Annotated in this window: 14 protein-coding genes; 7 read left to right on the top strand and 7 right to left on the bottom strand. The window is 57.7% G+C overall.

From position 1 onward, the window contains the following. Positions 1 to 27: 27 nt before the first annotated feature. A complete protein-coding gene (locus K3757_RS16140) occupies positions 28 to 612 on the bottom strand; it encodes a VOC family protein (RefSeq protein WP_259997021.1) in 585 nt (194 codons plus the stop codon). A gap of 180 nt (positions 613 to 792) precedes the next feature. Between K3757_RS16140 and K3757_RS16145 the strand changes: the two genes are divergently transcribed. From K3757_RS16145 to K3757_RS16175, 7 genes are all read left to right on the top strand, one after another. Beyond that, positions 793 to 1,839, top strand: coding sequence for a rod shape-determining protein (locus tag K3757_RS16145; protein WP_259997022.1), 1,047 nt, complete (start codon positions 793 to 795; stop codon positions 1,837 to 1,839). A 29-nt stretch (positions 1,840 to 1,868) separates the two neighbouring features. Then, positions 1,869 to 2,783, top strand: coding sequence for a rod shape-determining protein MreC (gene mreC / locus K3757_RS16150; protein WP_259997024.1), 915 nt, complete (start codon positions 1,869 to 1,871; stop codon positions 2,781 to 2,783). Between the two features lie 5 nt (positions 2,784 to 2,788). Then, positions 2,789 to 3,421: a rod shape-determining protein MreD gene (locus K3757_RS16155; RefSeq protein WP_259997025.1), complete on the top strand. Its 633-nt coding sequence runs from the start codon at positions 2,789 to 2,791 to the stop codon at positions 3,419 to 3,421. A gap of 21 nt (positions 3,422 to 3,442) precedes the next feature. Continuing rightward, on the top strand, positions 3,443 to 5,368 hold the full coding sequence (gene mrdA / locus K3757_RS16160) for a penicillin-binding protein 2 (protein WP_259997033.1): 1,926 nt from the start codon (positions 3,443 to 3,445) through the stop codon (positions 5,366 to 5,368). Further along, a complete protein-coding gene (rodA, locus tag K3757_RS16165) occupies positions 5,365 to 6,504 on the top strand; it encodes a rod shape-determining protein RodA (RefSeq protein ID WP_259997034.1) in 1,140 nt (379 codons plus the stop codon). The genes mrdA and rodA overlap by 4 nt, the downstream gene beginning before the upstream one ends. Positions 6,505 to 6,574: 70 nt before the next feature. Continuing rightward, positions 6,575 to 6,985 carry a VOC family protein gene (locus tag K3757_RS16170; protein ID WP_259997039.1) on the top strand — a complete coding sequence of 137 codons (411 nt, stop codon included), beginning with the start codon at positions 6,575 to 6,577 and terminating at the stop codon, positions 6,983 to 6,985. Beyond that, positions 6,982 to 7,911, top strand: coding sequence for a glyoxylate/hydroxypyruvate reductase A (locus tag K3757_RS16175; protein WP_259997041.1), 930 nt, complete (start codon positions 6,982 to 6,984; stop codon positions 7,909 to 7,911). Before K3757_RS16170 ends, K3757_RS16175 begins: the two co-directional genes overlap by 4 nt. Here the strand turns inward: K3757_RS16175 and K3757_RS16180 are convergent. The 6 genes from K3757_RS16180 to K3757_RS16205 form a co-directional block, all read right to left on the bottom strand. Further along, the gene (locus tag K3757_RS16180; RefSeq protein WP_259997044.1) at positions 7,908 to 9,920 is read right to left on the bottom strand and encodes a M3 family metallopeptidase; all 2,013 of its coding nucleotides are present in this window, start codon (positions 9,918 to 9,920) and stop codon (positions 7,908 to 7,910) included. The two genes, K3757_RS16175 and K3757_RS16180, sit on opposite strands and share 4 nt — an antisense overlap. 52 nt (positions 9,921 to 9,972) lie before the next feature. After that, positions 9,973 to 10,977 carry a molybdopterin-synthase adenylyltransferase MoeB gene (locus K3757_RS16185; protein ID WP_260001301.1) on the bottom strand — a complete coding sequence of 335 codons (1,005 nt, stop codon included), beginning with the start codon at positions 10,975 to 10,977 and terminating at the stop codon, positions 9,973 to 9,975. A 52-nt stretch (positions 10,978 to 11,029) separates the two neighbouring features. Further along, positions 11,030 to 11,491, bottom strand: a complete 462-nt coding sequence (gene dut / locus K3757_RS16190; RefSeq protein ID WP_259997046.1) for a dUTP diphosphatase — start codon at positions 11,489 to 11,491, stop codon at positions 11,030 to 11,032. Then, positions 11,488 to 12,684 carry a bifunctional phosphopantothenoylcysteine decarboxylase/phosphopantothenate--cysteine ligase CoaBC gene (coaBC, locus tag K3757_RS16195; RefSeq protein WP_259997047.1) on the bottom strand — a complete coding sequence of 399 codons (1,197 nt, stop codon included), beginning with the start codon at positions 12,682 to 12,684 and terminating at the stop codon, positions 11,488 to 11,490. Before coaBC ends, dut begins: the two co-directional genes overlap by 4 nt. Before the next feature lie 79 nt (positions 12,685 to 12,763). Further along, entirely contained in the window at positions 12,764 to 13,531 is a 768-nt protein-coding gene (locus K3757_RS16200; protein ID WP_259997048.1) for a ChaN family lipoprotein, read from the bottom strand. A 32-nt stretch (positions 13,532 to 13,563) separates the two neighbouring features. Further along, positions 13,564 to 14,442, bottom strand: a complete 879-nt coding sequence (locus tag K3757_RS16205) for an RNA polymerase factor sigma-32 (protein WP_259997049.1) — start codon at positions 14,440 to 14,442, stop codon at positions 13,564 to 13,566. Between the last annotated feature and the right edge of the window lie 87 nt (positions 14,443 to 14,529).

Raw genomic sequence — 14,529 nt, forward strand, 5'->3', positions numbered from 1 at the left:
TTTATATCCTCGACCGAACCCCCAGCGTTATCTGTAGGGGTTCTTCGCCCCGCGGTCCTCGCTCAATGAGCCCTGCGACCGCTCCACGATCATAACGCTCGCATCCGCCAAATGCTCGCGATCTATCGCCTTATCGCCACGGGCAACACGCAATTTATGCGCTTCCAACATCACTTCGGCGTGGCTGGAACCGCGCGGCGGGATGAAGGTATAGCAAGCCAGTTCAATCAGCAGACCAAGAGGATCTTTGAAGTAGATCGAATGCATAAATCCGCGGTCTTTGACACCCGAATTGCCGATGCCGCGGGCTTCAAGGCGCGCAATCGCCTGATCAAACATCGCGCGATCAAGCTCAAACGCGAGGTGGTGCACGCAGCCAGCATCAGTTGGCGTGCGACTGTGAACAGGCTTGCGATCTTCGTTTGTAAAGATGGTGATCAAACGCCCGTCGCCGGGATCGAAATAAAGGTGCCCTTCGTCCGGATCATCCAGATTAGGCTGATCGAACAGGAACGGCATACCTAGCAGACCCTCCCAAAAGTCGATACTTGTCTGCCGGTCGGCGCCCATTATGGTTATGTGATGTACACCAAGTGTTTGTATCTTCTTCATTCTGTCACCTCTGCTATCTTATCCGCCAATATGACCCGCTGTCGCGACAGTTCAAGCGGCACAAAGACGCCGAAACGTGGCGAACACCCCCTTTAAACCACCGCACCCCGCCCCTATAAGGACGCAGCCTGCGTATCTCAGAGTCGCGGGCAAATTCGTATTTTGCAAGGTGTTGCCCACATGTCGATCTTTGGAAACCTGCGCGGTCTGTTCTCGTCTGATATGGCGATTGATCTGGGGACTGCGAACACACTGGTCTATGTAAAGGGCAAAGGCATCGTTTTGTCAGAGCCTTCAGTGGTCGCCTATCACGTGAAAGACGGCGTGAAAAAAGTGCTGGCTGTGGGCGAAGATGCCAAGCTGATGCTGGGTCGTACACCCGGCAGCATCGAAGCGATCCGCCCCATGCGTGAAGGTGTGATTGCCGACTTTGACACTGCCGAAGAGATGATCAAACACTTCATCCGCAAGGTGCACAAACGCTCGACCTTTTCTAAACCGAAAATCATCGTCTGCGTGCCTCATGGTGCCACGCCGGTTGAAAAACGCGCAATCCGTCAATCTGTGCTCAGCGCCGGCGCACGCCGTGCAGGCCTGATTGCCGAACCGATTGCGGCGGCGATTGGCGCGGGCATGCCCATCACCGATCCAACCGGCAACATGGTCGTTGATATCGGTGGCGGTACAACCGAGGTCGCAGTTCTGTCTCTTGGCGATATCGTCTACGCGCGGTCAGTCCGCGTGGGCGGTGACCGGATGGACGAAGCGATCATCAGCTATTTGCGGCGTCAGCAGAACCTGCTGGTCGGTGAAACCACAGCCGAGCGGATCAAGACATCTATCGGCACTGCGCGTATGCCAGATGACGGGCGCGGCACCTCGATGCAGGTACGCGGACGCGATCTGTTGAACGGTGTACCGAAAGAAATCGAAGTCACGCAGGCCCAGATTGCCGAAGCGCTGGCAGAGCCTGTTCAGCAAATCTGCGAAGCGGTGATGACCGCGCTTGAAACCACGCCGCCTGACCTTGCTGCCGATATCGTTGACCGCGGCGTGATGCTGACGGGTGGTGGTGCGCTGTTGGGTGATCTGGATCTGGCGCTGCGCGAGCAGACCGGTCTGGCCATCTCTGTCGCGGATGAGCCGCTGAATTGTGTGGCGCTCGGAACGGGCAAAGCGCTTGAGTACGAGAAGCAGTTGCGGCACGCTATCGACTACGACAGCTAAAGCAGGCCTGAGGAGGGCGTCACGCCGTCATGGCCAGAGATCGATCACAGTCCAGTGACTATACCGGCCCGCTGCGCCGCCTATTGCTGGCGGTGCTTGTGTTGGTTTTGGGGGCTATCTTTTTGCTGTGGCGGATCGACAGCCCGCGCGTAGAACGCTTTCGCGCCCAAGTAACCGACAAGCTGGTGCCAAACCTTGATTGGGCCATGGCGCCGGTCACAGGCACGGTGAACCTGCTACGTGATTTCCAAAGCTATCAGCGACTGACCGAACAAAACCAGGAACTGCGTTCGGAACTACGGCGGATGCAGACGTGGAAAGAAGCGGCCTTGCAGCTAGAGCAGGAGAACGCGCGCTTGCTTGATCTCAACAATGTTCGGCTTGATCCGCGCCTAACCTATGTGACCGGCGTTGTGATGGCCGATTCCGGATCGCCATTCCGGCAGTCGGTTCTGCTAAACGTAGGTGCCCGCGACGGATTGGTTGAAGGCTGGGCAACCATGGACGGCATTGGCCTTGTCGGCCGGATATCAGGTGTCGGAGAAAACACCGCTCGGGTCATCTTGTTGACCGATACGTCGAGCCGCATACCGGCAGTGATACAGCCTTCTGGTCAGCGCGCGATTATTGCAGGCGACAACTCTGCCGCGCCGCCGATTGATTTCCTTGAAAACCCCGATCTGGTGCGCCCCGGTGACCGCGTGATCAGCTCTGGTGACGGCGGCGTCTTTCCGGCAGGTCTGCTGATCGGACAGATCGCCGCTGACCCAAGCGGGCGGCTTCGCGTCCGGCTTGCTGCGGATTTTGAACGGTTGGAGTTCTTGCGCGTGCTTCGTCACCACGGCACGGACGCCGTGGTCAATTCGCCTTCGGTCATCGCAACTGCCCCACGCAACACCCCACTACCAGCGGCGGAAGGTGAACCGCCCGCTGCTACGGATTAACGGCCATGGACGATCTCTCTACCGCCCGTCTCTGGCTGATGCGCAGTGCCTTTGTTGCCTTGGCTCTGCTCTTGCTGTTTTTTCACCTACTGCCAATTGATACGCAGCCAGTGAGCCTGTTTTCGCCCGAATTATTTCCGCCACTTGAAACGATCGATCCCGCAGAAGCACGCTTGCGTGCGCTTCTGGATCAGGGAACAGATCGCGTTTGGGTCGGCCCCGATCTGTTGATCGCCTTTGCCTTTGCCTGGTCACTGCGGCGGCCTGACTATGTACCGGCATTGCTGTTGGCAGCGCTGTTCTTGCTGAATGACCTGCTGCTACAGCGCCCACCGGGTTTGTGGGCCTTGCTGGCGCTGCTGGCCTGCAACAATCTGAGCAACCGCAGCAAATCGCTGCGTGACGCGACCTTCGGGGCGGAATGGATCGCGGTTTCGTTATTGCTGATCGGCATTTTGCTGATGAACCGGATTGTGCTATCTGTTCTTCTGGTCCAGCCACCCCAGCTTAGGCTGAGCATGATAGAACTGGGCATGACGATACTGTTCTATCCGGCAGTCGTGTTTGTCACCCGCACATTAATGGGTGTCCGACGTGCCGCCCCCGGCGAACTCGATTCGCTGGGCGGTCGCGGGTAGAATGATAATGGGGCAGAATGCATGAGACGCAGCAGAGCCGAAACAGACGCAAGCCACACGAAGCTTAGCCGCCGCGCCGCGTTGCTGGGCGGGGCACAGCTGTTGTTCATGGGCGGGCTGGCGGCGCGGATGCGGTATCTGCAAGTAGATCAGGCCGACCAGTTTCGTCTTCTCGCCGAAGAGAACCGCATTAATATTCGCCTGATCCCACCGGTTCGCGGTGAAATCTTTGACCGCAACGGTATGCAGCTGGCCAAAAACGTGCCCAGTTATCGGATTGTCATGGTGCGCGAAGATGCAGGCGATTACCGCTCTGTGATGCAGCGGGTTGCCGATCTGATAAATCTGTCGCCTGAGCAGACCGACAGGGCGCTTGAAGAACTATCGGATAATTCCGCCCCCTTCCTGCCCGTCACAATTGCCGAAAACGTCAGCTGGGATGCCGTCAGCGCGGTTTCAGTGAATGCCCCTGCCCTGCCCGGTGTGTCACCAGAGGTGGGCAGTACCCGCGTTTATCCGCGCGGCTCTGATTTTGCTCATGTGGTGGGGCGCGTGGGAAGCGTCAGCCCGAAAGATCTCGAAGCGCTGGAAAACCCCGATGCGGTGCTGCGCATCCCGCGGTTCCAGATCGGAAAAATCAATGTCGAAGCGCGCGAAGAATCGCTGCTGCGCGGGGTGGCCGGCACCCGTCAGGTTGAGGTCAACGCGACAGGCCGCGTCATGCGCGAGCTTGAGCGCCGCGAAGGTCAATCCGGCGCGGATCTGCAACTGACAATCGACGCAAAACTGCAAAATTATGTACAAGCCCGCCTGAGCGGCGAAAGCGCTGCTGTTGTTATTCTGGATTGCGAGAAAGGTGACATCGTCGCCAATTGCTCTGCCCCGTCCTACGATCCCAACCTGTTCATTGGCGGCATCTTGTCAAAAGACTATGATCCCCTGCTCAACGACATTTACCGCCCCTTGGTGAACAAGACTGTTCAGGGCGCGTATCCCCCCGGTTCGACCTTCAAGATGATGACCGCTATGGCCGCGATCGAGGCTGGCATTATCGGACCGGACGAGACTGTCTATTGCCCTGGCCATCTTGAGGTCGGCGGGCGCCGCTTCCACTGCTGGAAACGCGCAGGCCACGGTTGGGTTGATCTGGAAACATCGCTTAAATCGTCCTGCGATGTCTATTACTACGATCTGGCGCTGAAGGTCGGGATCGAGAAGATTTCAGCCATGTCCAATCGCTTTGGTTTAGGCATCAAGCACGATCTGGCGCTTAGTTCTGTAAACTCCGGCCTGACGCCGACGAAAGACTGGAAACTGCGCCAACGTGGTGAAGACTGGGTCATCGGCGATACCGTCAATGCCTCGATTGGTCAGGGCTTTATGCTCGCTTCACCGATGCAACTGGCCATCATGACGGCGCGGCTTGCCACGGGGCGCGAGGTGACGCCACGGCTGATCAAATCGGTCAACGGGATCGAGCAGCCAGTCAAAGGCAACGGCCCCTTGGATATGAAAGACAGCAACCTACGCAAGATGCGCAAATCCATGTATTCGGTGGTTAACGACCGACGTGGCACGGCATATCGCAGCCGTATCATCGCCGATGGCATGCGCATGGCTGGCAAAACGGGCACAAGTCAGGTGCGCTCTGCTGTGGTCAACAATAGTGAAGTCCCATGGGAGCAGCGTGACCATGCGCTCTTTGTTGCCTTCGCCCCCTATGACGCGCCCAAATATGCCTGCGCCGTGCTGGTTGAGCATGGCGGCGGCGGATCTTCTGCGGCGGCGCCGATTGCGCGCGATGTGATGTTGCAGGCCCTCTATGAGGGCGAGCCCCCGCTTGAGGCTTATCCGACAGCAGATCGGGCACGTATCAAGACCCAGCAGCGCGAACTGAGGGATGTGCAGCCCGATGCCCGCATCAAAAAGGGCAAGGATCAAGCATGAGTTATCTTGAGTATACGGTAAAGTCTGTCCCGACTGGCCTGCGCAAGGTTCTGTTCCTTAACTGGCCGTTGATCCTGTTGCTGACTGCGGTGGCAGGTGCCGGTTTTCTAATGCTCTATTCGGTAGCCGGAGGCAGCTACAGCCCTTGGGCGGAACCGCAGATGAAGCGTTTTTCCCTTGGCTTGGCCTTGATGATTGCTGTGGGGTTGGTCCCGATCTGGATGTGGCGCAACCTTGCCGGTGTTGCCTACGGGGTATCGGTGATCTTATTGATCGGGGTCGAATTATTCGGCGAAGTGGGGATGGGCGCACAGCGCTGGATTGATCTTGGCTTCTTTCGCCTGCAGCCCTCCGAGATGATGAAAATCACCTTGGTCATGTTTCTAGCCGCCTATTACGATTGGCTACCGCCCAAGAAAATCTCGCGTCCGCTTTGGGTCTTATTGCCAGTGCTGATTATTATCGTTCCGACCTTTCTGGTTGTGAAACAGCCCGACCTCGGCACCGCGATTCTGCTGCTGACTGCGGGGGGTGGGCTCATGTTTCTGGCCGGCGTGCATTGGGCCTACTTCGCGACCGTGATTGCCGCCGGCGTTGCCCTGATTGCCGCGGTATTCCAGTCGCGTGGCACCGAATGGCAACTGATCGAGAACTACCAGTTCCGGCGAATTGATACCTTTCTTGATCCCGGATCGGACCCGCTGAACACCGGATACCACATTGCGCAATCCAAGATTGCTCTTGGTTCCGGTGGCTGGACCGGCCGTGGGTTCATGCAGGGCACGCAATCACGGTTGAACTTCCTGCCGGAAAAACACACTGACTTTATCTTCACGACACTGGCCGAAGAATTCGGATTTGTTGGCGGGATATCCCTGCTTGTTCTTTATGGTCTGATCATCGTGTTTTGCGTTGCATCTGCGATCATGAACAAAGATCGCTTCGCCTCTTTGCTGACCTTGGGCATTGCGCTGAACTTCTTTTTGTTCTTCGCCGTCAACATGTCGATGGTGATGGGCATGGCCCCCGTCGTGGGTGTGCCGTTGCCGCTGGTAAGCTATGGTGGATCAGCCATGCTTGTGCTGATGCTGGCGTTTGGTCTGGTGCAATCAGCCCACGTGCATAGACCGCGCTGAGGCGGGTCTTTGCATGTTTGCCATGCTGGGGTATCTGTGGGCGAAACACGTCAGATAAGGCTGCTTGCTCATGTCAATTTTTCACTTTGCTTTCAACGTCGTCGACCTTGACCAGACCCGCGCATTTTACGGTGACTTGCTCGGCTGTGCAGAGGGGCGTAGCACAGATACTTGGGTAGATTTCGATTTCTTCGGACATCAACTTTCGTGCCATTTGGGCACTCCGTTTTCCGTGGCCGCCACCGGACTGGTAGGCGATCATAAAGTACCGATGCCGCATTTCGGCGTTGTGCTTGAATTCGCGGACTGGCGCGCATTGGCAGACAGGCTCTTGTCCGAAGGCATTGATTTTGTGCTTGAGCCGCAGACCCGCTTTCCCGGTGAGCCCGGAGAACAATCGACAATGTTCTTTATGGATCCGTCAGGCAACCCGATCGAAGTCAAAGGGCTTGCCGATATGAAGGGAGCGTTTGCGAAATGATCAATGTTCTTTTTGCCGCCCGTTCCGAACGTTGGGAAACCTATGAACCCGCCCTGCGCAGCGCCCTGAAAGCCGCCGGGATCGACGCATATCTGGCGCAGGACATCCCACCTGCCGAGGTGGATTACATCATCTACGCACCCAACAGCGATCTTCAGGATTTCACCCCATATACGCGCGCCAAGGCGGTCTTGAACCTATGGGCCGGTGTGGAGAAAATAACGGGCAACGCAACACTACACATCCCGCTTGCCCGAATGGTCGATCCCGGCCTGACAAAGGGGATGGTGGAATGGGTAACTGGCCACGTCATGCGGTATCATTTGGGGATGGACGCGCATATCGTGAACCCATCTCACGAATGGAGCACAAAAGCCCCACCGCTGGCGCAAGAACGTGAAGTGGTGATATTTGGTCTGGGCGCGCTTGGCACAGCCTGTGCCGCCGCACTTCTTGGTCTTGGCTTTCGTGTAACCGGATGGTCGCGCAGCCCCAAATCCGTAGAAGGCGTTACCTGTCTGCATGGCGAGGAGGGTTTTGCCGAAGCACTCAGCCGTGCAGATATTGCTGTCACTCTGCTGCCTGACACCCCTGCGACAACCGACATCTTCAATGCCGAAACGCTGGCCCTGATGCCCCGTGGCGCATTCATCATCAATCCGGGCCGCGGCCCGCTGATTGATGACGCAGCCCTCATAGACGCCCTCGACAGCGGGCAGATCGCGCACGCAACGCTTGATGTCTTCCGGATTGAACCTTTGCCGCAGGAGCATCCCTTTTGGGCGCACCCCCATGTCACGGTTACCCCTCACATTGCCGCTGAAACCCGCGCCAGCACGGCAAGCGGCGCGATCGTCGAGAACATCCGCCGTGGTGAAGCAGGCGAAGCCTATCTGAACCTCGTCGATCGCGCGCTAGGCTATTAAGCGGCGATCAGCCCACGCCCTTTGAGCAACGCCTCAACTCCCGGTAAGCGGCCGCGGAACGCGACATAAAGCTCCGCAGCATCGCGGCTGCCACCGGTGGAAAGAATGTTCTGTTCCAGTGCACGCGCACGTTCCGGATCAAACGCTCCGCCTGCTTCCTCGAACGCCTCAAAGGCGTCGGCGTCCATTACTTCGGACCACATGTAGCTGTAGTAGCCGCTGGAATAGCCATCCCCAGAAAACACATGCGCGAACTGCGGTGTTGCGTGGCGCATGGTGATGGCCGATGGCATCCCGATGCTTTCCAGCACAGCGCGCTGTTTTTCCATCACGTCGGTAGGTGGTTCTCCTTCATGGAACGCCAGATCAACCAACGCAGAGGCCACATATTCCACCGTCTGAAAGCCCATGTCGAAGGTGGCAGCACCAAGGACCTTATCAAGCAACTCTTTCGGCATGGCTTCACCGGTTTTGGCGTGTGTGGCAAATTCCCCCAACACTTCAGGGACCTCCAACCAATGTTCATACAACTGGCTGGGCAGCTCAACAAAATCGCGCGCCACGGACGTACCCGAAATGCTTTCGTAGGTCACGTTGGACAGCATCTGGTGCAGGGCGTGGCCAAATTCATGGAACAACGTACGCGCATCATCATAGGACAACAGCGCCGGATCGCCTTTGGCGAAATTGCAGACGTTGATCACCACAGGCGTCTGGACCTCAGGGAATTTGGCTTGGGATCTCATGGCAGAGCACCAAGCACCGGACCGCTTGGAACCGCGCGCAAAATAATCACCGATGAACACAGCCACATGCGCCCCGTCACGGGTGACCTCCCATGCGCGGCAGTCCGCATGGTAAAGAGGCACATCAAGCGGCTTGAACTCCAACCCGAACAAACGGTTTGCACATGAGAACGACGCCTCGATCATCCGGTCCAGCTGGAAATAAGGCTTAAGGGTTGCCTCATCCAGATCATGCTCTGCCGCGCGCCTTTTCTCTGCGTAATAGCGCCAGTCCCACGGGGCCAGCTCGGCGTTCACGCCATCATCCCGCATCATCTGCTGCAAAACCTCGGCGTCCGCATTTGCTTGCGCCGATGCAGGTTCCCAGACTTGCATCAACAATTCGCGCACCGCATCCGGCGTTTTGGCCATTTCGGTTTCCAGCTTGTAGTCAGCAAAGCTGTCATAGCCCAAAAGCGCGGCACGCTCTTTGCGCAGGTGCAGCGTTTCGGCGGCTATCGCGCGGTTGTCCGTCTCGGCACCGTTTGCGCCACGTGCTTCCCATGCTTTGAATGCCGCTTCCCGCAGATCACGGCGCGGGCTGAATTGCAAAAACGGCGTAATGATCGAACGCGAGAGCGTGACCACCGGGCCGCCTGCGTCCTTCTCTTCACCCGCAGCACGGGCAGCATCGACGACAAACTCCGGCAGGCCCTCCAGATCGGCTTCGCTCAGCTTCATGAACCAGCTCCGCTCATCCGCGAGCAGGTTTTGCGTGAACTGGGTGCCCAGCACCGCAAGTTTGCCTTTGATCTCTTTCATCCGCGCTTCTTGCGCGCCGGTCAACGCAGAGCCGGACCGCACAAAACCACGGTGTGTCAGCATCAGCACCCGCGCCTGTTCGTCAGTCAGGTCTAGCGTATTGCGTGTTTCCCACACTGCATTGATCCGCTCGAACAGTGCCTTGTTGCTGGAAATCTCGGAAAAATGGGCCGATAGCTTGGGTGAGAAATCACGCTGTAACGCCTCGCGCGTCGGCGTGCTGTCGGCACCTGCAACGGTGAAGAAAACGCCCAAGACCTGATCAAGCAGATGACCGGCAGTCTCAAGCGCTTCAACCGTGTTGGCGAAATCAGCGGGCTCTGGATTGCTGGCGATCGCGTCAATCTCGGCGGTGTGGGCTTTCAGCGCGTCTTCGAGCGCGGGTGCAAAGTCTTCATCCGCGACTTTGTCAAATGGCGCGATGCCAAAAGGCGTTTTCCAGTCTTGCAGCAGGGTGTTCATAAGCTGTCTCCTTTGCACTCAAACTAAGAATGCCGTGTGGGGGATACAATATTCAGGCGGAGATATGCGCGCAGATGGGGCAATCGCTGCGCGGCGTGATGCGGATGTTGCGGCTTTCACCGTAAAGCGCATCGTAGATCACCATCTGGCTGCGCAAAGCAGCGCCCGCACCAGTTATCACCTTGATTGCCTCAAGCGCCATCATCGCGCCCACGACGCCAGGTAGCGGCCCGATCACACCCACCTCGGCGCAACTGGGCGCAAGGTGGGCTGCGGGGGCTTTAGGGAAAATGCATTGGTAGCAGGGCGCACCACGGGCTGGATCAAATACGCTTAGTTGCCCTTCCCATTGGCTCAGCGCACCGGAGATCAGCGGCACGCCTGCTTTGACACAGCTTGCGTTGACCAGATAGCGCGTTTCGAAATTGTCTGTGCCGTCCAGTACCAGATCGTATTCAGCAATCAATTCGACAGCTATGCTGTCATCCAACCTGCGATGATACGGGCGCACGGTGACAAACGGATTCTGCGCCTCCATCTCGGCCTGAGCCGAAAAGACCTTAGGCATGCCGATCGACGCATCTTTGTGGATGACCTGACGGTGCAGGTTCGTGTTTTCGACAGTGTCGGCATCAATAACACCGATGGTTCCGACCCCTGCAGCCGACAGGTATTGCAGAGCCGGAGCGCCAAGCCCACCTGCCCCGACAACCAGCACCTTGGCATTCTTCAACGCCTTTTGCCCTGCCCCGCCGATCTCTCGCAGAGTGATGTGGCGGGCATAGCGGTTCAGCTCCGTCTCGGAAAAGCTGCCGGGTTGGCCTGCTGGCTGAGACTGCTTATTTTCATCAACGCCAGTGCGTGTGCGCAAGCGCGAGATCACCTGCGAATAGGCCCAAATCAACCCGCCAATTGTCACAAAAATAAGCCATATCGCTGCATTGCCACCGATGGCTGCCCGCAACGGATGATCGTCAGGAAAGACCAGATGCACGACAATTACCGCCACCAATAGTAAACCAATCATGATCCACCGTGCAGCGCGCGGGGTACGCATCACTGCCCCCAAACCCCAGATCACCGCAACAAGAATAAATACCAGCACCCGATTACTCCGTTCCGGTAGAGCCGAAACCGCCTACGCCACGCGCAGTGGTTTCTAGCTTTTCAACCAGTTGAAACCTAGCCTGCACAACCGGCGCGACCACCATTTGAGCGATCCGCATGCCATGCTCTACCGTAAATGCGGCATCGCCCGCGTTCATTACAATCACGCCCAATGGTCCGCGATAATCTGCATCAATCGTGCCGGGGCTGTTGGGCAACGTGATCCCGTGCTTCAGTGCAAGGCCGGAACGGGGACGGATCTGCACCTCGAACCCGTCGGGAATAGCTAGGCGCAGACCTGTGGGGATCAGTGCACGCGCGCCAACCTCTAGCGTGACAGCGCGTTTATCGGGCAGGTTTGCCCGTAAATCAGCACCCGCCGCGCCAAGGGTTTCATACTGCGGCAGGCCCAGCGTTTGATCCGCGTCGACCTCCCACGTCATGCGGACGTCGACACTGCTCATCCCGAGATCGCGGCGGCGATGCGCGCTGCCAGCTTTTGCGCCACGGCATCCTTGCCCATGCGGGGCCATTCCTCTGCCCCGTCATCGCTGATCAGCGTCACAGCGTTTTCACTGCCCCCCATGATGCCTGTAGCGGGAGAGACATCATTGGCCACGATCCAGTCACAGCCCTTGCGCAGGCGCTTCGCCGTTGCGTTCTCGATCACGTCGTGGGTCTCGGCCGCAAAGCCAACGACCAAAGGCGGACGCCCTTTTTTCATCTGGCTAACGCCGCGCAGGATGTCGGGATTTTCGGCGAACTCCAGCACGGGCAAGCCATCTTTGGATTTCTTCAGCTTGCGATCAGAAGCCGTGCTAACCCGCCAATCAGCCACTGCAGCCGCGAAGACAGCAGCGTCGACTGGCAATGCCCCCTCGACCGCGTCCTTCATCTGCTGGGCGGTCTGAACCGCGATCACCTCGACCCCGTCCGGTGGTGGCACATCGGCAGGTCCGGTCACAAAGACCACATGCGCGCCAAGCTGCGCGAGTGCGCGTGCCAGTGCAGTCCCCTGCGCGCCGGAGGAGCGGTTCGCGATGTAGCGGACAGGATCAATTGGTTCGTGCGTAGGACCGGACGTGACCAACACCCGCCGCCCCTTGAGCGGACCGTCTGACAACGCGGCTTCAACAGCGGCCACAATCTCCAACGGCTCAGACATGCGGCCCGGGCCGAATTCACCACAGGCCATATCCCCCGAGTTGGGTCCGACGACCGCAATGCCATCTGCCCGCAGGGTCGCAAGGTTCCGCTGGGTTGCAGAGTGTTCCCACATGCGCACATTCATCGCCGGAACAATCATAACGGGCGTGTCTGTGGCCAATAGTAGGGTCGATGCCAGATCATTGGCCAACCCGCCTGCCATTTTCGCCATCAGATCAGCAGTCGCCGGTGCGACCACCACCAGATCGGCAACGCGGCTGAGCTGGATATGGCCCATTTCGGCCTCATCACCCAGATCGAATAAATCGCGAAAAACCTTATTACCAGCCAAGGCAGAAACAGACAACGGCGTCACAAATTCCTCACCTGCGCGGGTAAGGACTGGTGTCACAACTGCACCCCGTTCGCGCAGTCGGCGGATCAGATCAAGCGACTTGAACGCAGCGATTCCGCCGCCGATGATGAGTAGAATGTGTTTGCCTGCAAGCATGATGCGCCCCTCAAGTGGCTAATTCACACGCAACATAAGCGGCAGGTCCACACAGCACCAGACCCTATGGCCAAACCTATTATTTGAATGCTTCACAGGGATCGGGACGATCCGGTGAGGGTGCGTCCAGTGTCAGATCGAAGGCGCCATCAACCTCTGCGCTATCTTCTCCCTGCGCCACCGAAAACACCCGCACCTCGGGCGCGGCATAAGCCAGCAGTGCAGGCATTCCCCAATCGCTACGCGCATGACCATTGCCTGTAATGACCACAACCGGTCCTCCAGTGGCCTGCACTGCGCGCAAAGTGGCGTCAGCCAACGCCGCATCGCGCAAACGCTGGGCATCCACCATCACTGGCAGCATCTCTTCCGGCAGGGCACCGCAATGTGCGTTCGCTTGTAGTACTTCGCGCGCGGATTGCTCTTCTGGATCGGCCAGCCGATCCAATCCGAAAGTGGCTGACAGCGGATGCTCCGAGACCGGTTTTTCAAGCTGTGCACGTAGCTCTTCGCGCGTCACAAGTGCGCCATAAATGATCGCGCCCTGTGCCGCTTTGAAAATGGGGAAATACATATCAAATGATGGCCAGCCGTTCTGTGACCAGTTGATTGCTGCGTCTAGTTCCACTTGATCCACCCAAGCGAAATTTGCGTTGGCAGCTTGGTCCGGGGTCAGCATTTCAAAAACCAGTGCCTTTGGCGCGATGGCTTCGGTCCACTCTGCCTGTCGCTGGTGATGCGCAGGGTTGTCATGCTGTTCGCCCAACACCACCACATGAGCATTCCGTGCAGTCTGGGGAATCTCGGCCGCTGCACCACACGAAAAAAGCGCGACCGCAAAGGCCACGCTTAAATTTCGCAAAGATGGTAACATCATGTTCATGTAAGGAAATGGTGCACTTCCTGCGACTGCAATTCAAGAGACTTGCGCATCTTCTGGAAAGCTGCTGCTTCTAGCTGCCGCACCCGCTCTTTACTCAGGCTAAGTTCCTGACCAAGACTTTCTAAAGTGCGCGGCGCGTCCCGCAGTTTCCGTTCACGGACAATAAACTGTTCGCGGTCGTTCAACGCAGACATCGCGGCAACCAGCCATTCCCGCAATTGGGCTGTGTCGTGGCTATCCTCAACGCGCTCGGCTGCTTGTGCGGTGTCGTCTTCCAAAGCATCGATCCATTCACGGCCTTCGTCCTCGGCGGATTGGGTGGCGTTCAGCGAATAGTCAGAGCCGGACAGCCGGCCCTCCATCATTTCAACGTCATGCAAAGGTACGCCAATCTCGGTAGAGATCATCTGCCGCAACTGGTGGCGGTCCAGCGTCTCACCTGCACTTGCGGCCTCACGCTCTAGCCGCGCCTGAACGCGACGCATGTTGAAGAACAAGGATTTTTGCGAGGAAGTGGACCCGGTACGCACCATCGACCAGTTGCGCATCACGTGATCCTGAATAGATGCCTTGATCCACCATACTGCGTATGTGGAAAAACGCACGCCGCGGTCAGGGTCGAACTTGTCTGCTGCCTTCATCAGACCCAGACCAGCCTCCTGAATGAGATCATTCATGGGCGCGCCGTAGCGTTTGAATTTTGATGCCATTGAAATGGCCAATCGCATGTATGCGTTGATCAGCCGATGTAACGATGCCTCGTCACGCTCGTCGCGCCAAGCGTAAGCAAGTTTGAGCTCTGTTTCGGCATCCAAAAGCTCTGCTTTCATCGCCGTCCGAGTGAGTGAAAAGTCCTGCGCAGTTCCGGTCGCCATCTGTTTGATCTCCCTGGATCATGTAGTCACCTTGAAGTGACGCTTTGATAGGATTACGCATGAAGCGAGATATTGGTTCACAAAAAG

Source organism: Sulfitobacter sp. S223, from assembly GCF_025143825.1.
Taxonomy (GTDB): Bacteria; Pseudomonadota; Alphaproteobacteria; order Rhodobacterales; family Rhodobacteraceae; genus Sulfitobacter.